This is a genomic window from Cohaesibacter celericrescens, assembly GCF_002866925.1.
GTDB classification, from domain to species: domain Bacteria; phylum Pseudomonadota; class Alphaproteobacteria; order Rhizobiales; family Cohaesibacteraceae; genus Cohaesibacter; species Cohaesibacter celericrescens.
Genome location: NZ_PKUQ01000055.1, coordinates 268884 through 288725, shown reverse-complemented (window position 1 = coordinate 288725; position 19842 = coordinate 268884). Strand labels below are relative to the sequence as shown.

The window sequence follows — 19842 nt, the reverse complement described above, 5'->3', positions numbered from 1 at the left end:
CGACCGCAATTCTAAAAGAGACAAGCGTATGATTTTCTGTGTTATGGGACGGGCAAGCGAAGCGCCAACACCCCCTCAAACCCAACCCCAACGCCGCAACTTTATGTTGGCGGTTGATTGCGAGCAGGCTGACCAAGCGCGCGAAGCAACCAATCGGGCTCTGACGTCAGCGGGATATAGCTTCATCACCATCAGCCGTGTTTTGCGGGCGACGGGTGATATCAAAGACCCTGCTCTTAATAGAATTGTCGATGAAGCCCGCCGCAATGGCATTGGTTATGCGATTTATCGCTAAGCCTAAGCTGATATAAGAAGGCGCGAGTCATGAGCTATACTTTCATTCGCTCTGCGACCGACGAAGATGGCGCGGAACTGGCGCGCCTCATCGCAGGCGTTTTTGCTGACTATGATCATTGCTTTTTTGACGATGATGAATTCCCCGAGTTGAAGCATCCCGCCAGCTATTATGCGGCGATGGGTGGTCAAATGTGGGTCGCAGAACAAGATGGCAATATTGTCGGCTCTCTTGCTATTGGCGAAACGCTGGACTCTGGTATTTTCGAACTGCACAAGGTTTATGTGGCAAAGGAAGCTCGTGGACAGGGCCTTGCCTGGTCTATGTATAATCTGGCCACGGATCTGGTTGACAGTCGGCAGGGTACATGTATCAAACTCTGGACTGACACACGCTTTGTAGAAGGTCATCAATTTTACGACAAAATCGGCTTTGAAAAAGTGCCCGTGATCCGGTATCTCGGCGACATCTCCCATACATGGGAATATTGTTATCGACTAGAGGCGCATTAGCGTACCCCTTGTGCTCTATCGGGCATTTGGTGGAGGCGCGCCTTGCCTTGCCCCGCATTTACCCACATCAGGCGCCAAACCAGTGTGCAGGCGATGATCCAATTTTGTCATCGACCTGAATAGGCAGGCCATTGATATTGGCCTCACACAAAAAGACCCCGCCGCCAAGAACTGACGACGGGGCTCTGCGGGGAGAGACTTAAAAGACTATTCGCTATTATGAGTTTGGCGCTTCTTCAGGCTCGGCCTGTGGAGCCGGTGCTGGTTGCTGCTGCATGTAACGACCACCCCGATTGCCTTGGCGGTTGCCCATACGACGCTTCATATCTGCTTGATCGACTTTGTCGTCGTTGTTGCGATCCATGCGTTCGAACATATTGACAGCTGGTGCTGTAATTTCTTCGGTAGTTACAGTGCCGCTGCCGTCACGATCCATTTTCTGGAAGGCGCGAACCATGCGCTGTTGGGTCATTTTGGCCCATTCCGCTTTGAATTCTTCCAGAGAAACAGCACCATCACCATCTTTGTCATTGTCGGTAATTTTCTTGGCAAGGCCAGTGGTCAGCTCTTCTTTGGTCAGTGCCTGATCTTTATTGGTGTCGAACTGCTGCATCATCATCATGCCGCCATTGCGTCCACCGTGACGCGCGCCTTTTTTCATATGACGATCACCACGCTGGCCACGCCAGCCTTGGTTTTGATCTTGATCTTGGCTATTGCCCCAACCGCGTGCAGATGCGTTGTCAACGGTCAATGCCGTTGCGGATACGCCGGTTACCAATGCGAGAGCCACTGCGATTTTGGTTACGTTTTTCATGACTATTTTCCTTTTGATATAATTTGCCAATTCCTCATTGGCTCGGGATCAAATTACCGGTTGCTCTTATGAGCCAAACAGAAGGACATACCCTGATCTGCCGGCGGTTCCTGTGACGGCTACGCTTGATTGCGCTCCGTCGATAAGTTGAATATAGGCGGTGAATGTCGCTGAAGTTTGATGAAAAAGAGTGATTTTGTCGCCCTCTGTATCAAGCAGTAGGCCTGATACATTCGGTTACAAAACTCTGGATTTTTTCGTCATAATTTTTGTTTTTGTTCTTCGGGTTGGCGATGCTTGTTTCCTGAATCCCGGAATGCAAGCAACCCCGCCGCCAAAAATTTGGCGACAGGGTTGAGGTCTGCGAGCGGTAAAATATGCCTGCTTCAATGATTAGCGAAGCTGCGCCACAGGCGGGACCGGATGACCGAATGGTGCGTCTGAATCATCTAGATCATATGAAGCCTGGATGGGCTGTGGACCTTGTGGGGGCTGACCATCAAAATCGGGGCCTGCATCGGCTGGGTCAAATTGGCTGGGTTGGAAATTGCCGCCCCGCTGTCCATTATCAGGGCTATTCTGAGAGCCGTTCCGGGCTCCGTCCTGCGCACCTTTCTGAGGACCAAATTCGCCGCGCATGCCTTTGCCGTTCCGGCCTTGGCGATCCGCACGATCTGAACGATTTGGGCGATCCGCTTTATCGAATATGCCGTCATCATTGCGGTCCATACGATCAAACATGGCTGTCGCAGGTTCGCTGAGTTCTTCCAGAGTTACCGAACCATTGCCGTCTCTATCCATTTTCTGATAGGCGCGAACCATACGGTCCTGGGTCAGTTTGGCCCATTCGGCTTTGAACTCTTCCAATGACACGGCGCCATCGCCATTTGTATCATTGTCTGTAATTTTTGCCGCCAGTCCAGTGGTCAGCTCCTCTTTGGTCAGCGTGCCGTCTTTGTCGGCGTCCAGCATTTTTATAATATCGCCGCCGCGTGCGCCACGGTCTCCATGACGGTCCGCTCCTTGGCGACCTTTGAACTGCTGGCCTTTCTCTGAGCCACTACCATTCCAACCGCGTGCTGACGCGCTATCAACGACCAAAGCCGTAGCTGATACGCCACCGATCAAAGCAACTGCCAGTGCAATTTTGGAAAAGTTTTTCATGTCTTCATTCCTCTATAGTGTGCCAATTCCTCATTGGCGGAGTGCCCGTCATGGGCTGATATGCTGAGATGCTCTCAGCCACCTCAAAGTCTTTGAGGTGGCTCGGTCAGAGGAGAGTGTTTGGATTCTCGTCCCTGCCGATGAGGTGAAGATAGGAACGAATTGTCGCTGTTCTATCGCGGAAAATTGCGATTTTGTCGCACTGTGTAACCTGCGCCAGCGTTGTTACACAAAGATACAATTTCCTTGCCTTGTCTTTGAAAATACGCGCTATTCTTGCTTTGCAACGTTGGATTTGTGGTGTTAATTGCACAATGACACGACACGGCAAAGTCTGGTGACCCTGACAAAACAATCGAATCCATCCATATAGAGGTGGACACTGGACTGACAACAGGAGAGAGCGACAATGGAACATTCTGCACATATTCTGGTGGTGGACGACCACCAAGATATTCGCGAACTGCTGTCGAAATATCTCTCACGCAATGGATATCGCGTTAGCGATGCAGATGGCGGCATCAAAATGCGGCAAGCATTGAAGACCTCGGCGATTGATTTGATCGTGCTTGATGTGATGATGCCGGGAGAGGATGGCTTGACCCTGTGTCGCTATGTTCGGGAAAATGAGAATATCCCGGTGATCCTGCTAACGGCGCTGGGGGAAGAAACAGATCGTATCGTCGGTCTGGAGATCGGGGCTGATGATTATGTTACCAAGCCTTTTAATCCCCGTGAACTGCTGGCCCGGATTAAGTCCGTGCTGCGCCGCAGTCAGTCTTTGCCGCCCGAGATACAAAAAACCGATGAGCCGGAATCCCTGAAATTCGATGATTGGGTCTTGCAAGTGCATCAACGCGAACTGCTCAGCCCGGACGGCGTAACCGTTCCGTTGAGCGCCGCTGATTATCGCCTGCTCGTCACCTTTCTCAAACGCCCAACTATGGTGTTGTCACGCGACCAATTGCTGGACCTGACATCCGGTAGGACGGCTCAGATTTTTGATCGTTCTATTGACAATCAGGTCTCGCGTTTGCGTAAGAAGATAGAGGAAGACCCCAAGAACCCTAAATTAATCAAAACCGTACGCGGTGGGGGCTATGTGTTCACTTGTAAGGTAACCGGCAAGGTTTCAGATGCGATGCTGGATGCTGCGGGTGATGAGGATGATCTTTGACCATGCCCAAGACAAACACCAACACATCCGGTACAGGCTCCCATTCGGACAAACCGTCTTTGTGGAGCAGGCTGCGTCTGTGGCCGCGGTCGCTTGCTGGCCAGCTTTTGGCTGCGCTGTTTCTGGCACTGTTGGTGGCACAGGGCATTACGATCCTATTGTTTGCCAGCGAACGCTCCAATATTGCGGTCAACACCACACGCGGGCAAGTGATGGAACGCATGGCGTCGGTGGTTCGTGTCCTCAACCAGACAGATGAAAGCCTGCATGATCGCGTCATCCGCGCGGCAGAAGGGCCAAGCATTCTCTATCGTCTTCAGGATAGAACCACTCTGCTGGTGCCAAGGGATGGCACACCGGAATCCTTTTTTACGCACAGGTTGGAGCGACGGGCTGGCCTTGAAAACGGCACCGTTCGTATTAGCAATCTTGACCGTAGCCTCTTTGGCCTAGGCCGATATTATGAGAAAAAATCCTCTGAAGCTCTCGACAACGATGGAGACTCAAACCGGGCACGCATTCGAATGAGTGATGCGCCACCGCACTTAAGCGAGAGCGAAAAAAGACACTGGGTTCGTCGTCAGCGTGAGAAGGATGAGGATGGTCAGCTACCGAGATTTTCCAATAAGAAGCGTCACAATCTGGCTGCGCTTGATATGACCATTGCCGTGCCTCTGGATAATGGAAAATGGCTACAGGTGCGCACCGGCGTGCCCTCCCCACCAGAGCAATGGGGCAGACCTTTCCTGATTTCCATGGGTGTTATGGCCACGTTGATCGCCTTGGTTGTCATCTTGGCTGTGCGTAAACTCACAGCGCCATTGCGTGAACTGGAAGGAGCGTCGCGCAAACTTGGACGGGGAGACACGGTTGAGCCCCTCCAAGAACAAGGCCCTGCAGAGGTGCGCAATACCATTGCTGCCTTTAATGCGATGCAAGATCGACTGATGCGTTTTGTGCAGGATCGAACGCGCATGCTCGCCGCTGTCAGCCACGATTTGCGCACGCCGATCACCACGCTACGCTTGCGCGTCGAATTCATTGACGATGATGAAATGCGGGATAAAATTCTGGCGACACTGGAAGAAATGCAGTCAATGACCGACGCCGTTCTGGCTTTCGCGCGGGAAGATGCCGCCAAGGAGGAAACCAAGAATGTCGATGTGGCCGCTCTGCTGTCCGCCACTGCGGAAGATTATGCCGATGTTGGCAAAGATGTTCGCTTTGATGGCCCGGACAGCCTGATCTATTCTTGCCGCGCAGTCAGCCTCAAGCGGGCTATTCGGAATTTGACAGACAATGCCCTGCGCTACGCAGGCAATGCCGCGATACACTTGCGTACCACGGCCAAGACGCTAGAAATTGAAATATCCGACACCGGCCCCGGCATCCCGCCTGATAAGCTTGATGATGTATTTGCTCCCTTCTTTCGCGTAGAGGGATCGCGCAATCTGGAAACAGGCGGAGTTGGTCTTGGCTTGTCCATCACTCGCACCATTGTGCGCGGTCATGGCGGCGACATCTTTCTGACCAACCGGCCAGAAGGCGGTCTGATGGCGACCATTTCTCTTCCCCGCTAGAGAAATGGTCTACTTGCACACAGTTTCTGCAAGACCCAGCAGCCTCCATCTGCGTTTGTCACAATCCTGTCACTGATTGGGTCGCATAACCGCGCCTGAACAGATGATTCAAAAAGACCGGCCATTGCCATGTCGGCCCGAATAAGCGGTGCCGAGTTTGATGGTAACTGGATGCATGAGCCGGTGTTGACAAGGATTTGACCATGACAGTCACCTTTCGCTTGGCTAAAGCCGAGCAATTGAGCGATATTCGTTCGCTTTTTCTATCTGCAATGGCACCCATCGCAAAACGTATGGGCTTTGACCAACCAGCAGATGCTTATTCCGATCTCGGTGCTTTTCTGGAAACCCGTAATCTTTACATCGCTCAAGAGGACGGTGTTTTGCTGGCGTCTGCTGCAATGCATGAGGTGGATAATTGCCTTTATCTTGATACCATTGCCGTCCTACCACAGCATCAAAACAAGGGGCTGGGTTCTCGCCTGCTGGCTGAGGTGGAACTGATTGCAGAATCGCGGGAGTTGCCTTGCTTGCGTTTGCACACGCCGGAAGTGATGCATGAATTGTTGGCCTATTATACCAAGCGCGGCTTTGGCGAGACCCATCGCAGCCTGCCCGCACACGAACGGGATCTGATCCTTCGTGTCACGTTTGAAAAGGCCATAGCCGGCAATGGCTTTCATATGGACCCATTCGACGAGCATGACCGGCAGTTTGCGTAGCAAAAACGTCAATTCCGTACCGAATGCGCATGAGTGCACTCAATTTGGCATGGAAGCTGTGTTCAATGCAGGGCTTGAGATGGCTATGCAGAGGGCGTATTGAGGGTTTTTATCTCAACAGTTTCAGATATATCCCATGCGCAAACCAAAATTACTTACCACAAGCCTAACCTACAGCTGGCCGCTGTTTCTCGCTGACATGATGGCTGGCGTCACTGTTGCCATGGTGGCACTGCCCCTTAGCATCGCCATTGCCATCGCTTCCGGGGCTGACCCGGCCAAGGGCCTCGTAACTGCCATCATCGGCGGTTTTTTTATATCGGCTCTTGGCGGAAGCCGCGTTCAGATTGGCGGTCCCACCGGCGCTTTCATCGTCGTGGTATTCGGCGTCATTGCCACTTATGGCTATGACGGTTTGGTCATGGCCACCTTTATGGCAGGCCTCATATTGATGTTGGCTGGCTATTTCCGTTTGGGTCGTTTGATTGCCTTTGTCCCAGATGCTGTGGTCAACGGGTTCACCATTGGTATCGGCATCATCATCGCCACCAGTCAGCTCAAAGATTTTTTCGGTCTCGAACTTGCCTCGGTTCCGGCAGATTTCATCGAAATACTCCCTGCTCTTTGGAACGCACGCGAGGGGCTCAACCTAGAGGCTTTTGGTATTGCGCTCGCGACACTGGTTATGATCGTTATTTTGCGGCGCAGCTTCCCCAAGTTTCCCGGCCTAGTCGTCGCCATTGGCGTCACCTCGGCAATGGTATTTTTGTTTACGCTGGATGTTGCGACACTGGGATCCAGATTTGGCGCCCTTCCGCATTCACTACCAACACCGCAATGGCCTGATTTTTCATGGTCTCGGTTTGTCGAGCTGTTCCCTTCCGCTTTGGTCATTGCCTTTCTGGCGGGTGTCGAGTCCCTTTTGTCGGCAATGGTGGCAGACCGAATGATCGATGGGCATCATCGCCCCAACGCAGAATTGACGGCGCAAGGGGTCGCAAACGTGGCCTCGGCGCTGTTCACTGGCCTGCCTGTCACCGGAGCGATCGCGCGGACTGCGACCAATGTCAAAGCGGGTGGCAAAACCCCTGTTGCCGGATTGGTCCATGCCGTGGTGATTTTAATCGTCATGCTGGTCGCTGCGCCTCTTGCGGATCATTTGGCGATGCCCGCACTGGCAGCTTTGTTGATGTTAACCGCGTGGAATATGACCGAGCCCCATAAATGGGCTGAGTATGCCCGTGGTCGTCACAGCGATGTGGCATTGCTGGTTTTGACGCTGGTTCTGACTGTTCTTGTGGATTTAACCGTAGCAATTGGAGTTGGTGTCTCGGTCGGACTTGCATTGCGGCTGTCACGTCGTAAATCGGTAGACAGTGATTGGCATACACCGGAGCACTGAACCCATTATGATTGCATCGGCTTTGCCGCGCCTTGTTTTGACCGGCCCTGAAAGCACGGGGAAGTCAGCTCTTGCCAATGCGCTGGTCGAGCATATGGACGGTATATTAGCACCGGAGTATCTGCGGGACTATTTTGCTCTTCATGGCAGTTTATCGCTTGAAGATGCCATTCCCATCGCACAGGGCCAATGGGCGCAGGAAGAACGAGCCGCTGCGCTGGCAGCAAAAGAAAACAAGCAACTTGTTTGTGACACCGATCTTATATCGTCTCTGGTCTATAGCGCGCATTATTATGCCAACGCAATAAACACGCCCCTGTGGGCACATTGGGAACGATGGTCAGAACGCCATAAAAAGAACCTATTGAAACGACCGCACGCACCACGCCTCTACATTTTGTGTGGCGTTGATTGGCCATGGGTGGATGATGGACAGCGCGATGCGCCTGATTTGCGAGAAATGTTCCACGCTCAATTCGAAGCTGAATTGAAGGCGCTCACATGCGATTATATATGCGTTTCGGGGCCTCTGGGTGAACGGCTAAACGCCATACTGACGCATCTGAAGTAAGCTGTTCTAGAAACGACCGAGTGGCTTGGTAGTTACACTGGCCAAAATACCCAAGACACCCGTTACCAATCCCCCCTCAAGCAATCTGAAATCAAAACCGCGATCTCCCCCACTCCCCAAGACAGGCCCAAGACAGGCCCAAGACGGCCTCTAGACTAAGCAGAAGCAATCATGCTATGCAACGGCACCCAAACCACACCCCTGCGTTGAACCGATCACTTCAGCGCACAGACGTAAGACATTGGTCTGTATTTGACCTTTATTTCGCATAAAGTCAGATTTTTTTTGGGGCACTTTCTTGACATCTCATGCGCGCCTGCCTAAATGAATGATCGTTGTTAGCACTCACCAAGCGAGAGTGCTAATGCACTTGTTTAACGAGGAGCAGACCGCTCGGATGCCGCTAATGATGGGGGCATTTGGTGCCCCACTTTGGGTCCGGGGGCTGCGTAACAGATTAGGGAACGCTTCAGAGATGAAATTCCGTCCTCTGCATGACCGCGTCGTTGTACGTCGCGTAGAATCCGAAGAGAAAACCGCTGGTGGCATCATTATTCCTGATACCGCCAAAGAAAAGCCAAGCGAAGGCGAAATCGTTGCTGTTGGCAACGGCGTTCGTGATGACGCTGGCAACTTGGTCGCGCTGGAAGTTAAAGCGGGCGACCGTGTTCTGTTCGGCAAATGGTCCGGTACCGAAGTCAAGATCGACGGTGAAGACCTGCTGATCATGAAAGAGTCCGACATCATGGGCATCTTGGGCTAAGGCATAGTCAAGGACAGTCGTTTTAACGGCTCCTTATATTGCTGCCCAGATTGGCCTGTCCCGGACAGACGATCGAACGGGACGATGGCGAACTGCCTCTTATTTACAAGTAATACAGATTTCAGGAAGAGCTAACATGGCTGCTAAAGAAGTCAAATTCGGTGCTGATGCACGCGAAAAAATGCTGCGTGGCGTTGATATTCTCGCAAACGCTGTAAAAACCACCCTTGGTCCTAAAGGCCGTAACGTGGTTATCGAAAAATCTTTTGGCGCTCCACGCATCACCAAAGATGGTGTGACCGTTGCCAAGGAAATCGAACTGGAAGATAAGTTCGAAAATATGGGCGCGCAGATGGTGCGTGAAGTGGCTTCCAAAACCAACGATATCGCTGGCGATGGCACCACCACAGCAACCGTTCTGGCTCAGTCCATCGTTCGTGAAGGCTGCAAATTCGTTGCTGCTGGCATGAACCCAATGGACCTGAAGCGCGGCATCGATATGGCCGTTGTTGAAGCCCATAAAGCATTGGAAGCTGCTTCCAAACCAATCAATTCTTCTGAAGAAGTTGCACAGGTTGGCACCATCTCCGCCAACGGCGAAGTTGAAATCGGCAAAATGATCGCCGATGCCATGCAGAAAGTCGGCAACGAAGGTGTGATCACCGTCGAAGAAGCCAAAACTGCAGAAACTGAGCTGGAAGTCGTTGAAGGCATGCAGTTCGACCGTGGTTACCTGTCTCCTTACTTCGTGACCAACACCGAAAAAATGATTGCAGATCTGGAAGATCCATACATCCTTCTGCATGAGAAAAAACTGACCAACCTGCAGCCAATGCTGCCGATCTTGGAAAGCGTTGTTCAGTCTTCCCGTCCTCTGCTCATCATTGCAGAAGACATCGAAGGCGAAGCACTGGCTACTTTGGTTGTCAACAAACTGCGCGGTGGCCTGAAAATTGCTGCTGTTAAAGCCCCTGGCTTCGGTGATCGTCGTAAAGCAATGCTTGAAGACATCGCAGTTCTGACCGGTGGTACCGTGATTTCTGAAGACGTTGGCATCAAACTCGAGTCCGTTACACTCGAAATGCTTGGCACTGCCAAGAAAGTCAACATTTCCAAAGAAACCACAACGGTTGTTGACGGTGCTGGCGAAAAATCCGGCATTGAAGCACGCGTTGCTCAGATCAAAGCTCAGATCGAAGAAACATCTTCTGACTATGACCGTGAAAAACTGCAAGAACGTCTGGCCAAATTGGCTGGTGGTGTTGCTGTTATCCGCGTCGGTGGTTCCACTGAAGTTGAAGTGAAAGAACGCAAAGACCGCGTTGACGATGCTTTGAACGCAACCCGCGCTGCTGTTGAAGCCGGTATCGTTCCTGGTGGTGGCACCGCGCTGCTGCGTGCTTCTAAAGCTGTCGAAAAAATTGTTTCCGACAATGTCGACATCGAAGCTGGCATCAAGATCGTTCTGCGCGCGCTGCAGGCTCCGATCCGTCAGATCGCTGAAAACGCTGGTGTTGAAGGCTCCATCGTGGTCAACAAAGTTCTGGAAGGCAACGATACTCTTGGTTTCGATGCTCAGACCGAACAGTATGTTGACATGATCGAAGCTGGCATCATCGACCCAACCAAAGTGGTTCGTACTGCACTGCAGGACGCTGCTTCCGTTGCTGGTCTGATGATCACCACTGAAGCAATGGTTGCTGATGCTCCTGCCAAAGATGGCGCTGCCGGTGGCGGTATGCCTGATATGGGCGGCATGGGCGGCATGGGTGGCATGGGCGGCATGATGTAATCATGACGCTTGGCACATCTTGCTAAGTTCTATGAGAAAGGCGCTCTTCGGAGCGCCTTTTTTATTGTCACATACCCTTCCTTTACCCATCCTTTTTTGCTCTGTGCGTATCGGGACATTTTTCATATTTGCGTGCATCCACGCATGCAAGCGGCATGATGGAAACATCCCTCACCAAACGCGCAGGGTCAGGCACGGCCTTTCCATAAAAAAAGCCGGATCATAGATCCGGCCTGTTGTTTGCTCTCCCATGAGAGCTGCATTCCCGCCTCACCGTGTCATGGCTTGTACGGCAAGGCAAGAAGAGAGGATGCAGCATGTGGCACACATCCTCTCTGGAACACTATTCTGACAAAGTGATTTTGGTGGCAAGTTTGTCTTCGCCAACTGTGTCATACTCAACGGTCACGACTGTGCCGGCTTGCAATTCAGGCATATCAACGTCTTCAGGCACAACAATTTCGATGTCCTGATCTAGGATGAGAATACCGGTTTCCATGTCAACCGTATCAACAACGCCGGTGTAAGTTTCGGCATACGCAGGCAGGGCAATCAGCATCATAGCTGCGGCCCAAAATGGCATCAAAACCTTACGCATAGTGAGTTTCTCCAAAAAAACAAACAGGCTATCGATGGTCGCCTTTGCGCCGATCGATCTGTTCCAACAACGGCATTTACACCTAATTTTCGAGGTCGCCAATCGGAAATTTCCGGCATTATAAAATGCCATGTATATGCCACAAATTCGGACGGATTTTGCCACACTGCATACGCTTTGGCAGGGATCCAAGATGAAATTCCAATGCTCAATTTTTGTTTTGATTTTGATTGCGATAGCCTTGTTCTGAGCGACGGTTATCGCCTTAGTTGCCATTCAACGTTATGCAGATTTATCAACGCTATTTTTTCAAATATTTATTCCAAGCAAGTTTTCAGAAAGACAAACCATATTCAGTTAGGTAAAACTCCGTATTTCTTTAACTTATTCTAAGCGAAAGCTGTGTATACTCTCTGAATTGGAGGCGATATGCGGCTGTATAAATACCTATTTACCATGACCAAATATCCGCGCACTTTTGTGTTTGGACTGTTCTCCAGCTTGTTCTTGGTAACATTGGTTATTGCAAGCTCAATCTCGATTTTTCAGGTGTTTCAAAGCCTGGAAACACAGCTATCTGAAGAGATCAAAGCTGCTGACCAATTGGACCCATCGTTCGACGCCACGATGGAAGCACTCACTCACAACATCGCTGCCCCTGCTTGTTCTTCAGACTATCTTTTTTGGTTGCGTAAAGTAGCCTTTCTGCCTGATGGCATCCACGAAATCCTTTATGCGGACGAGCATCAAAGCTGCTCTGTCAGTCGCGGCAAATTGTCTGATGGCTTTGAACTGGGGAAAGCAGACCTCGAACGCCTAGATATGGGCTATACATTTTGGTTTGACCGCGATCTTGCAGCCATCGGATACCCTGGCCTGAAGGGAACCTTCTTGCAAAAAGGCAACCTGACACTGGTTTTGCCGCCCATGAATGCTCAAGCCAGTTGGGTGCCTTGGCAAAATCAAGAATTCGTCTCTAAAAATGGTCTGGGAGACTGGGTCCATAGAACGGGGAAACTCGGGCTTAAAAAATCCTATCCCAATGTCAAAAACCAACAGGTGGGGTATTCCGTATCGCGATGGGCTTTTTGGGGCTTTCAATGCGACCCGTCCAATTTGGTATGCCTGTTTATAGAAGCACCTGTCACAGCTTTGATAGCCGCCAACAAGCTCTTTATCACCGTTGGTCTGATCCTGATGCTGGCGACTTCTCTGGTCCTAACCGAGGCCGCTCGGAACAAATTCTTGCGCATGATGTCCCTGTCATCTCGTTTTGCGCACACCATGTGCAAGGACAGTCTCGTTTGTCATTATCAACCGATATTACGTCTAGAGACCGGCGAGATAGAGGGTGTCGAGGTGCTTGTACGCTGGCGAGACCTTGATGGCAGCCTTGTCTATCCAAACGCATTTTTACCGGTTGTCGAAGCTCGCAATATGTCGCGTCTCCTGACCGAGCTAATCGTTAACAACACAGTGAAAGATCTCGCTGGTGTGCAGTTTGGGACCGAACGGCCAAAGGTCAATATCAACGTCTTCCCGCAAGATCTCGATGCCGATTGGCTGATTAGAATTTTATCTCCATTGCAAATTGCCCCGTGCGCATTCAGACCAGTTGTTGAAATTGTTGAGACTTCAGATCTTCCCCTGGAATCGACTCGCGAGGCCATCGCCTTGATGAGGGCCAACGGCATAGAAACCTACATTGATGATTTCGGGGTGGGATATTCCAGCATCCATTACCTCAGCGGCCTTGGTGCAGATGGGGTTAAGCTCGATCGCTTTTTTGCTATGGCACCAGAGGATACCCTGTCCTCCAAATTGCTCTTTAGTGCCATCGAAATGGTCAGCAAAACGGGGCAAATATTGGTGGTTGAGGGTGTTGAAACGCAGACAAAATTAATGAGCTTGCGCGCAACCAATAAAGTAGACCTCGTGCAAGGGTATTACATATCCCCTCCCCTGCCTGCTGCACGTTTAGCAACGTTCCTCAAGGGTTTCCAACAAAAAAGAGAACACACAGCGGAGGCCTACCCCAAAGCAGTCAGAGACAATATCATTGGCCTCTAACCCCTTTTTGTGGTTCACTTTCTGTCCATAGCTGGAATAACGCACCCATAGGACTTGCGCCTTTTCTGTTGCAACAGGATGCCGCAGGGCGGGAAAATGACCAGACCCTCAAGGCACCCCTAAATTCCCCTTACTTACCTTAAGGACAGCACAGGCCAAACGGACAGGGCCTCAGTGCTAAAAGCGCTGGCTTGCCTCTATCAAACCACCCTAGAGCCCCCCTGCTCAATGAGCTGAGCAGCACAAGCTTGTTGCAAGTACAGGATCTGATTTGTGGCAAGCAACGCCGGCCCTTCCCAGTATTGCTTGTTGTGTTTGGCTTTTACCTTTTGCACCCGTCGTTAAAGCGATTAGACATAAAAAAGGCCGGATCTAACAGACCCGACCTTACAGTATGCACCAATTGGCGTGGGAGGATTACGCCACCAGTACACGCTTGAGGAAAGCATCGACTTCACTTTGCAGCGAATGGCTTTGCTGGTTCATGTTTGTAATCATCGACTGCATGGCAGACGACATATCGCCAGTCTTACGAGCGCTGGCAGACATGGTAACCATAGCTTCGGTTACGCCCTGTGTGCTCACAGCTGCACCTGTGACATTTGATGCAATCTCTGACGTGGCCGCGTTTTGTTGATCGGCTGCAACCGCCATTTCAGCAACTTGCTCACTGATAACACGGACTTTCTGTGTGACAGACTGCGTCGCAGAAATGGAGCTTTTGGCAGCACTTTGCATGTTGACCACCTGGGTTTCAATCTGCTCGGTTGCTTTAGAGGTCTGACTGGCCAATTCTTTCACTTCAGCGGCGACAACCGCGAAACCGCGTCCAGCTTCACCGGCTCGCGCCGCTTCGATGGTTGCGTTCAGTGCGAGCAGATTGGTTTGCTCCGCGATGTCATTGATTAGGCGCGTTACGCTCCCGATCTCTTCCAGAACATTTTGCAAAGTCTCAACGGATTCACTGGCGCGTTCCCCTTCGCTCGATGCTTCACCGGACAGAGTGGCCGAGCTGGCGACTTGGTTCGAGATATGACTGATTGAGGCGGATAGTTCTTCGGTCGCCGACGCAACAGCCTGAACATTACCATTCACAACTTCTGCAGAACTGGAGACTGTTTCGGACTGCGCCACTGTATCTGTCGCAATGCCTGTCAGATCGTCAAAATTCACTTCCAACTCATTGCAGGATTCCACCAACATTGCCACGATCGTGCCGACAGTCTTTTCAAATCCATCAGCCAGCTTTTGCATTTCAGCTTGCTTTTCGGCTTGGTTGCGCAAGCGTTGTTCTTCGGTTCCCGCTTCCAACTCTTTAGTACGGATAAGGTTGTCACGGAACACGGCCAAAGCTTCATACATGTGGCCGATTTCGTCTCTGCGACCATTGCTGTTGATTTCGATATCAACAGAGCCTTCAGACAGACGCTGCGTCACATCAACCATACGGCTTAGAGGCTTGGAGACCATAAATTGGTTGAAGACACCAAGAAGCACCGTCGCAATCACAAGCAATATGACACCAATGAAGGCAGATGATCGCACCAGATCCATTTTCTCATTCTGCTGCTGGGTCAATTGACCTGAAAGCACATTCATTTCGCCGATCAGAGCTTTCATCGAAGCATTGATTCCATCAAGCTTGAGATTATTCTGCCCCGCAACTTCAATGGCACGTGCCATGTCGACACTCATAGGATCTCGCATCAAGGTAATCTGGCGCTGTGCATATTGGCTATACCAATCTTGCCACTCTTGCTTGAGAGCTGAAACACCGTCGAGAGACGCCAATGCGTCAAATTCCTGTGCAATTTTGGTCTCGGCCTTTTGAACCTGATCGCGCCATTTGAGATCACCAGTCAGCAAAAAGGTTTTTAAGGCAAGCGCTTGGCCATTAATGCCTGTATCCAGGTCCATTAGCTCAACTATGTGGTGTTCGATTTTCGAGCTTTCAAGAATCGCCTGGCTTGCCTTGCCCGATTGATTGAAACCGACGATACCAACCCCGATGCCAATGATGGCCAATAGAGCAAAGGATATAAGACTCTTATAGGTGAGTGAAAGGTTATTCAGCATGGGAGGAACCTCTTTTACTTACTATTGTGCCTGACGGCGTGCCAGTTCGGTGAGGTTAACCTCAATGGTGGCGGCCCCGATAAGCTGTTTATTCTGGGGATTGATCAGGCTTTTGTTGATCTGAACGCGCCAAATCTTGAGATCTGCATCCCATTCCGGCTCATCTACAAAAATGGCAGTCGGTCCAACCTGATAGGTTTTTTGATATTTGCCTTCGTCACCCTGCCAAAAATCAGAGGTGATCGAGGACTGACCCACGTTGAGGCCCTTGTCGTCCATTACAAAAACTTCAACAAACAATCCATAGGATTGCCCTTGCATCCGTGTCAGGTAAATCGATAGAGGACTGGACAAGGTGGCGGCAATCATCGGCTTGTCATCGCTCTCACGTTCAGCCCGCCATTTTTCATCCAGATTGATTATTTTCTCTTCGGACAATTTGCCATATTTGGCGTTCTGGCTTTCAACACTGAGGGTCACAATATCCCTATTCAACCACGTGTCGATTTGCTCATATAGCTTCTTGGTGTCCATATCTGCAAATCTTGGCACCGTTGATGCCGCGCCGGTCTGACATGATGCGAACAGGATGGAAGCCGAAAGTAGGAGTGTTTTTTTCATTTTTTTACCGCCCATAAGTATTTCGAAGATTGTCTCTGACTTCGGTAAATAAATGCTTAAATTACTATTCTTTCTAAGGATTTACGTTAAGAACCAGAGTAAATCTCAAAATATACAGGAGAATTCCCCGGCAAAAACATCAGTTTAAAACAGACATAACAAGCTCATCCTGAATTTCTTAAGGCATAAACAAACTAATATTAGACAGCAACAAGCAACCCCTAAAAACACAATCATTGATTGCAAATTTTATCCATCACGTTGTTTATTTTTCGCTTCATCATCGCTTTTAGAATCAAACTTGCAAATCAATGCCGGCACCCTAAATGCCCAGAGTTGTCTCAAACCCGAGCAACGATAAAACGGCTGCCTTTTTTCGCGGGATAGCTTGTCACCTCGACGATTTCAAAGCCTGCAGATTTGATTGCGTCCTCTAGCTGAGCGTCTGTCATCAGGTTCACAAAAGGTGCTTTTCCAAGCCAGCGCATGACCATGATCAAGGGGCCAAACACCCATTTGCGCCGGCCCAGACAGGCTGTTTTGGACACAAACACTCCTCCTGCTTTCAATCTCTGACGAATTTTTGCCAGTTCAGCAGGAAGATCATTCACCAAGTGAAGATAGTTGAACGCAAGCACCGCATCAAAGCTGTCGTCTGGATGCTGTTGTTCAAACACTTCGATCTGTTGGAAGGACAGATTACCATGTTCTTCAGCAACGGCCTTTTCCTTGGCTATCTCAATCATGCGTGTTGAGATGTCCGTTGCGGTCATATGTCCAACCGCGTCGATGAGCAACAAAGCAGTAGAGCCCGTTCCACAGCCCAGTTCCAGAACATGCCCCGTGTTGGACAAGTAACGCCGTGTATGGTCAAGCGTCCGGCGATAGGAGTCTTGGTCTTTGATGGAGCTTTTGGCATATTTATCGGCGGCTTTATTCCAGAATTCACAATCAGTTGGCATTGGCTGTTCCCATCTCTGCTTTAAAAACGTGGCACTTATAACAGTTAGTCCTTCATAGGTAGGAATAACTATCCAAGATAACAGAGGGAGCAATTAATAGTGTACGCAATTGAACGGAGATACTTGCCTTTCATGCTGGCACAGGGTCAAACTGAACCAAACAACGCCCTTCACGATTGGAGCCGATTATGCCTCTTTCCTTCTTGACTTCTGCCCACTGGTACAACGAACCGGACGACTGGTCTCTGAATGAAACCGCCCTTTCTGTGACGAGCAAAGATGCGACCGACTTTTGGCAACAGACCTACTATGGCTTTCATCCAGACAATGGTCATTTTCTGGGTGCCAGCGTGGATGGGGATTTTAGCGCAGAAGTGTTGTTCAGTGGCGACTATACCACTCAATATGATCAGGCCGGGCTGATGCTGCGCTTGGACGCGCAGCACTGGATCAAATGTGGTATTGAATATTCAGACGGAGTGACAAACTTTTCTTGCGTTGTCACAAAAGGACGGTCGGACTGGTCGATCATTCAGAAACCATTGGTCACCGGTCCGCACTCCGTGCGTTTAACGCGGGTTGGTGGAGCAATTCTGTTGCATTATCTGGATGAGCATAGCCACTGGCAGTTGATGCGTTTGGTCGATTTCTCTGTTGACGGCCCACTCCTGCTCGGCCCAATGGTCTGCTCGCCAAAGAGAGCCGGCTTTCGTACAATCTTTCATAAATTCAAACTTGGTGCTGTTACAAGCGACCCGCTTCATGGCGGATAACACGACCGCAGGGAGCTTACCCAAAAGGCAGACTGGCTAATGCTCGACCTGATGGGGCCAGTAAAAGGAACGTTTATTTCCTTATATGGCCAATTCCTGCGATTTGGTGTATAAATATGGCAACATTTTTCGGAAACCAATTTTCGACAAATGTTGCAGAGAATTTCAGTACCAGTTGATATTCAACTTCGAGCGCACCCGTGACAATTGTGCAATTGTCGGGCGCGCTCTTCTCTTGCTGAGCACGGCCATAGCGAGACTCTTTGCAGCCACGCCTCAGCCCTTCAATGCTTTTCGTTGTCCATACAGGTTCATTAGCCGGTCAATAATGCGGCGGCTTCTGATTGGCAGGAGGAGCCGCTGTGTCTTGGGGCTCGGCCAATGTGTCTTTCATGAGCTTCACCTGACGAGACAATCGATCGATGGTATCCCATTGGCGAGACACCATTTCAGAGAGATCCTCGATTGTAGTGGATTGGTGCGTGACCTGAATTTCCAGGTCAACGACACGTTCTTCAAGTTCTTGACTCACTTTGTAACTCCATTATCTCTTGGCTTGCGTGAGGATATAAAAAGCCGCTCAAACGCAATTCAATACCTAATATACAAGCTCAAGAGGAAATATCATACCAATGATGCTGTCGATTGACGCAGCTCAAAGCATTCCAGCCCGTAAATCAACAGGAATGCTCCGTCAACAGTGCGAGGACTGCGGAATGAGATTAGCCAAGGGCACGGATTATGCCTACCGAATTTTGATGATGGTGGCGATGAATGAAGACCGCAGCCTTACGGTGGAAACGGTTGCCACCAACTTGCGACTGTCCCGAACCCACTGCATGAAAATTATTGCCAACCTGTCCAGCCATGGATTCTTGGAAACCACCCGTGGACGTGGTGGCGGATTGAAACTGGGCAAGGATGCCCATGCCATTCGTATGGGCGATGTTGCCAAAGTCACCGAGTCCGATTTTGGTTTTGTCGAATGCCTATGCCCTCGCTGCGACAACGAACCCCAGCCGGACTGCCCGATGTTCGGCGGCTGTGAAATGTCCCGCGTCATGTCACGGGCGGTCAAGTCATTCATCGCAACTCTGAATGAAAACTCACTCGCAGATGTGGTTGCCAAGTCAAAGAATTCCGGCAATCTGGTTTTGCATGACCGCTCCTCAGATTAACGCGCAACCATAAAACCGATATGCCCCGCTTGGGGGTGTGATTTTCTCAAACCTATCGCCTCTCCCGTTAAGGTGTGATTTCATACCTATTTCCCCTTTCCCTATTTCACAGCCTTGTTATGGTTGCAGTGCAATGACAACTTCACGCAACCAATGCGACAAAGGCACGGCATGATCGACAATATTGCGACAAAGGATCGAGGCAAACATTTTTCGTTTCTTGTCAGGCAAGCGATTACAAACAGCGAGCGGCATCAAATTGCCACTGTCGCAGCAGGAACCGGCATGAGTTATCATGCTTTTTATCAAAGACTAGAAGGCAAAACACCCTTTTCTGCTGACGAGATTCGCCGGATTATCGCCTGTTTCCCGGAGCCCTCTTTGGTCAGCTATCTTCTCAAAGACACCGCCTATGTTGCTGCGGAGCGGATAGATGCAGAAAGATCGGACGAAGAAGAAGCGATCTATCAAGCCGCCCATCGCATTGTTTTTGAAGCGTCCGACGTTTTGAAAGTGGTCGATATCGCGCTGCGGGATCATCGCATAGATCACCGAGATATCACCTCGATCACCAAAGAAATAGAAGATGCAGAACGTAGCCTAATATCCCTGCGTGAATATGTCTCGACGTTAAAATAGCTATTAAAATTCAGGCTGTCAGCGCGGCAAACATTTTGCGCCCACGTAAGCAACGGCCCCTCCTCCTTAAAAATCCATAGGTGATTTTGATCGACAAAATCCCACCGCATCGCCATCTATTGTTTATCAA

General features: G+C 50.3%; 20 protein-coding genes. 13 read left to right on the top strand and 7 right to left on the bottom strand.

The genetic code is table 11. The features are described 5' to 3' along the window. Positions 1 to 28 precede the first annotated feature (28 nt). Both C0081_RS22315 and C0081_RS22310 read left to right on the top strand, forming a co-directional pair. Positions 29 to 295: a hypothetical protein gene (locus C0081_RS22315; RefSeq protein ID WP_101535936.1), complete on the top strand. Its 267-nt coding sequence runs from the start codon at positions 29 to 31 to the stop codon at positions 293 to 295. Positions 296 to 324: 29 nt separating this feature from the next. Then, a complete protein-coding gene (locus tag C0081_RS22310; protein WP_101535935.1) occupies positions 325 to 807 on the top strand; it encodes a GNAT family N-acetyltransferase in 483 nt (160 codons plus the stop codon). 217 nt (positions 808 to 1024) lie between these two features. On the opposite strand, the gene C0081_RS22305 is transcribed toward C0081_RS22310, so the two are convergent. Continuing rightward, complete coding sequence (locus C0081_RS22305) at positions 1025 to 1624, bottom strand: EF-hand domain-containing protein (protein WP_101535934.1); 600 nt, start codon at positions 1622 to 1624, stop codon at positions 1025 to 1027. 393 nt (positions 1625 to 2017) lie between these two features. Then, a complete protein-coding gene (locus C0081_RS22300; protein WP_101535933.1) occupies positions 2018 to 2788 on the bottom strand; it encodes an EF-hand domain-containing protein in 771 nt (256 codons plus the stop codon). A gap of 409 nt (positions 2789 to 3197) precedes the next feature. Here C0081_RS22300 and C0081_RS22295 point away from each other — a divergent pair, with 409 nt between their 5' ends. The 7 genes from C0081_RS22295 (at position 3198) to groL (ending at position 10795) form a co-directional block, all read left to right on the top strand. Further along, entirely contained in the window at positions 3198 to 3965 is a 768-nt protein-coding gene (locus tag C0081_RS22295) for a response regulator (protein ID WP_101535932.1), read from the top strand. Positions 3966 to 3967: 2 nt separating this feature from the next. Then, positions 3968 to 5545 carry an ATP-binding protein gene (locus C0081_RS22290; RefSeq protein ID WP_101535931.1) on the top strand — a complete coding sequence of 526 codons (1578 nt, stop codon included), beginning with the start codon at positions 3968 to 3970 and terminating at the stop codon, positions 5543 to 5545. A 203-nt stretch (positions 5546 to 5748) separates the two neighbouring features. Continuing rightward, a complete protein-coding gene (locus C0081_RS22285; protein ID WP_101535930.1) occupies positions 5749 to 6267 on the top strand; it encodes a GNAT family N-acetyltransferase in 519 nt (172 codons plus the stop codon). Between the two features lie 136 nt (positions 6268 to 6403). Next, positions 6404 to 7669 (top strand): SulP family inorganic anion transporter, encoded by a 1266-nt coding sequence (locus tag C0081_RS22280; protein ID WP_101535929.1) that lies wholly within the window; start codon positions 6404 to 6406, stop codon positions 7667 to 7669. 7 nt (positions 7670 to 7676) lie between these two features. Beyond that, positions 7677 to 8240 carry an AAA family ATPase gene (locus C0081_RS22275; protein ID WP_101535928.1) on the top strand — a complete coding sequence of 188 codons (564 nt, stop codon included), beginning with the start codon at positions 7677 to 7679 and terminating at the stop codon, positions 8238 to 8240. A 475-nt stretch (positions 8241 to 8715) separates the two neighbouring features. Beyond that, complete coding sequence (gene groES / locus C0081_RS22270; protein ID WP_101535927.1) at positions 8716 to 9003, top strand: co-chaperone GroES; 288 nt, start codon at positions 8716 to 8718, stop codon at positions 9001 to 9003. 136 nt (positions 9004 to 9139) lie between these two features. Further along, complete coding sequence (gene groL, locus C0081_RS22265) at positions 9140 to 10795, top strand: chaperonin GroEL (RefSeq protein WP_101535926.1); 1656 nt, start codon at positions 9140 to 9142, stop codon at positions 10793 to 10795. 343 nt (positions 10796 to 11138) lie between these two features. Here the strand turns inward: groL and C0081_RS23130 are convergent, their stop codons facing one another. Beyond that, positions 11139 to 11393 (bottom strand): hypothetical protein, encoded by a 255-nt coding sequence (locus tag C0081_RS23130; protein ID WP_146006520.1) that lies wholly within the window; start codon positions 11391 to 11393, stop codon positions 11139 to 11141. Positions 11394 to 11822: 429 nt separating this feature from the next. On the opposite strand from C0081_RS23130, the gene C0081_RS22255 reads away from it, so the two are divergent. Then, positions 11823 to 13463 (top strand): EAL domain-containing protein, encoded by a 1641-nt coding sequence (locus C0081_RS22255; RefSeq protein ID WP_101535924.1) that lies wholly within the window; start codon positions 11823 to 11825, stop codon positions 13461 to 13463. 417 nt (positions 13464 to 13880) lie between these two features. On the opposite strand, the gene C0081_RS22250 is transcribed toward C0081_RS22255, so the two are convergent. The 3 genes from C0081_RS22250 to C0081_RS22240 all read right to left on the bottom strand — a co-directional run bounded on the left by C0081_RS22250 (position 13881) and on the right by C0081_RS22240 (position 17122). Further along, complete coding sequence (locus C0081_RS22250) at positions 13881 to 15539, bottom strand: methyl-accepting chemotaxis protein (protein WP_101535923.1); 1659 nt, start codon at positions 15537 to 15539, stop codon at positions 13881 to 13883. A 21-nt stretch (positions 15540 to 15560) separates the two neighbouring features. Beyond that, complete coding sequence (locus C0081_RS22245; protein ID WP_101536063.1) at positions 15561 to 16160, bottom strand: hypothetical protein; 600 nt, start codon at positions 16158 to 16160, stop codon at positions 15561 to 15563. 341 nt (positions 16161 to 16501) lie between these two features. Then, on the bottom strand, positions 16502 to 17122 hold the full coding sequence (locus C0081_RS22240; RefSeq protein ID WP_101535922.1) for a class I SAM-dependent methyltransferase: 621 nt from the start codon (positions 17120 to 17122) through the stop codon (positions 16502 to 16504). Between the two features lie 188 nt (positions 17123 to 17310). Here C0081_RS22240 and C0081_RS22235 point away from each other — a divergent pair, with 188 nt between their 5' ends. Continuing rightward, complete coding sequence (locus C0081_RS22235; RefSeq protein WP_101535921.1) at positions 17311 to 17895, top strand: DUF1349 domain-containing protein; 585 nt, start codon at positions 17311 to 17313, stop codon at positions 17893 to 17895. A 322-nt stretch (positions 17896 to 18217) separates the two neighbouring features. Here C0081_RS22235 and C0081_RS22230 read toward each other — a convergent pair whose 3' ends face one another. Next, positions 18218 to 18427 (bottom strand): SlyX family protein, encoded by a 210-nt coding sequence (locus C0081_RS22230; RefSeq protein WP_101535920.1) that lies wholly within the window; start codon positions 18425 to 18427, stop codon positions 18218 to 18220. 184 nt (positions 18428 to 18611) lie between these two features. Here C0081_RS22230 and C0081_RS22225 point away from each other — a divergent pair, with 184 nt between their 5' ends. Both C0081_RS22225 and C0081_RS22220 read left to right on the top strand, forming a co-directional pair. Beyond that, the gene (locus C0081_RS22225; protein WP_180967020.1) at positions 18612 to 19073 is read left to right on the top strand and encodes an Rrf2 family transcriptional regulator; all 462 of its coding nucleotides are present in this window, start codon (positions 18612 to 18614) and stop codon (positions 19071 to 19073) included. 171 nt (positions 19074 to 19244) lie between these two features. Next, entirely contained in the window at positions 19245 to 19712 is a 468-nt protein-coding gene (locus C0081_RS22220) for a phage regulatory CII family protein (RefSeq protein ID WP_101535918.1), read from the top strand. The last annotated feature ends 130 nt before the right edge of the window (positions 19713 to 19842 follow it).

Bases quoted from the DNA above. Each gene is read 5' to 3' on its own strand.
- C0081_RS22315 (WP_101535936.1), top strand. From the start codon at position 29: ATGATTTTCTGTGTTATGGGACGGGCAAGCGAAGCGCCAACACCCCCT.
- C0081_RS22310 (WP_101535935.1), top strand. From the start codon at position 325: ATGAGCTATACTTTCATTCGCTCTGCGACCGACGAAGATGGCGCGGAA.
- C0081_RS22305 (WP_101535934.1), bottom strand. From the start codon at position 1,624: ATGAAAAACGTAACCAAAATCGCAGTGGCTCTCGCATTGGTAACCGGC.
- C0081_RS22300 (WP_101535933.1), bottom strand. From the start codon at position 2,788: ATGAAAAACTTTTCCAAAATTGCACTGGCAGTTGCTTTGATCGGTGGC.
- C0081_RS22295 (WP_101535932.1), top strand. From the start codon at position 3,198: ATGGAACATTCTGCACATATTCTGGTGGTGGACGACCACCAAGATATT.
- C0081_RS22290 (WP_101535931.1), top strand. From the start codon at position 3,968: ATGCCCAAGACAAACACCAACACATCCGGTACAGGCTCCCATTCGGAC.
- C0081_RS22285 (WP_101535930.1), top strand. From the start codon at position 5,749: ATGACAGTCACCTTTCGCTTGGCTAAAGCCGAGCAATTGAGCGATATT.
- C0081_RS22280 (WP_101535929.1), top strand. From the start codon at position 6,404: ATGCGCAAACCAAAATTACTTACCACAAGCCTAACCTACAGCTGGCCG.
- C0081_RS22275 (WP_101535928.1), top strand. From the start codon at position 7,677: ATGATTGCATCGGCTTTGCCGCGCCTTGTTTTGACCGGCCCTGAAAGC.
- groES (WP_101535927.1), top strand. From the start codon at position 8,716: ATGAAATTCCGTCCTCTGCATGACCGCGTCGTTGTACGTCGCGTAGAA.
- groL (WP_101535926.1), top strand. From the start codon at position 9,140: ATGGCTGCTAAAGAAGTCAAATTCGGTGCTGATGCACGCGAAAAAATG.
- C0081_RS23130 (WP_146006520.1), bottom strand. From the start codon at position 11,393: ATGCGTAAGGTTTTGATGCCATTTTGGGCCGCAGCTATGATGCTGATT.
- C0081_RS22255 (WP_101535924.1), top strand. From the start codon at position 11,823: ATGCGGCTGTATAAATACCTATTTACCATGACCAAATATCCGCGCACT.
- C0081_RS22250 (WP_101535923.1), bottom strand. From the start codon at position 15,539: ATGCTGAATAACCTTTCACTCACCTATAAGAGTCTTATATCCTTTGCT.
- C0081_RS22245 (WP_101536063.1), bottom strand. From the start codon at position 16,160: ATGAAAAAAACACTCCTACTTTCGGCTTCCATCCTGTTCGCATCATGT.
- C0081_RS22240 (WP_101535922.1), bottom strand. From the start codon at position 17,122: ATGCCAACTGATTGTGAATTCTGGAATAAAGCCGCCGATAAATATGCC.
- C0081_RS22235 (WP_101535921.1), top strand. From the start codon at position 17,311: ATGCCTCTTTCCTTCTTGACTTCTGCCCACTGGTACAACGAACCGGAC.
- C0081_RS22225 (WP_180967020.1), top strand. From the start codon at position 18,612: ATGAGATTAGCCAAGGGCACGGATTATGCCTACCGAATTTTGATGATG.
- C0081_RS22220 (WP_101535918.1), top strand. From the start codon at position 19,245: ATGATCGACAATATTGCGACAAAGGATCGAGGCAAACATTTTTCGTTT.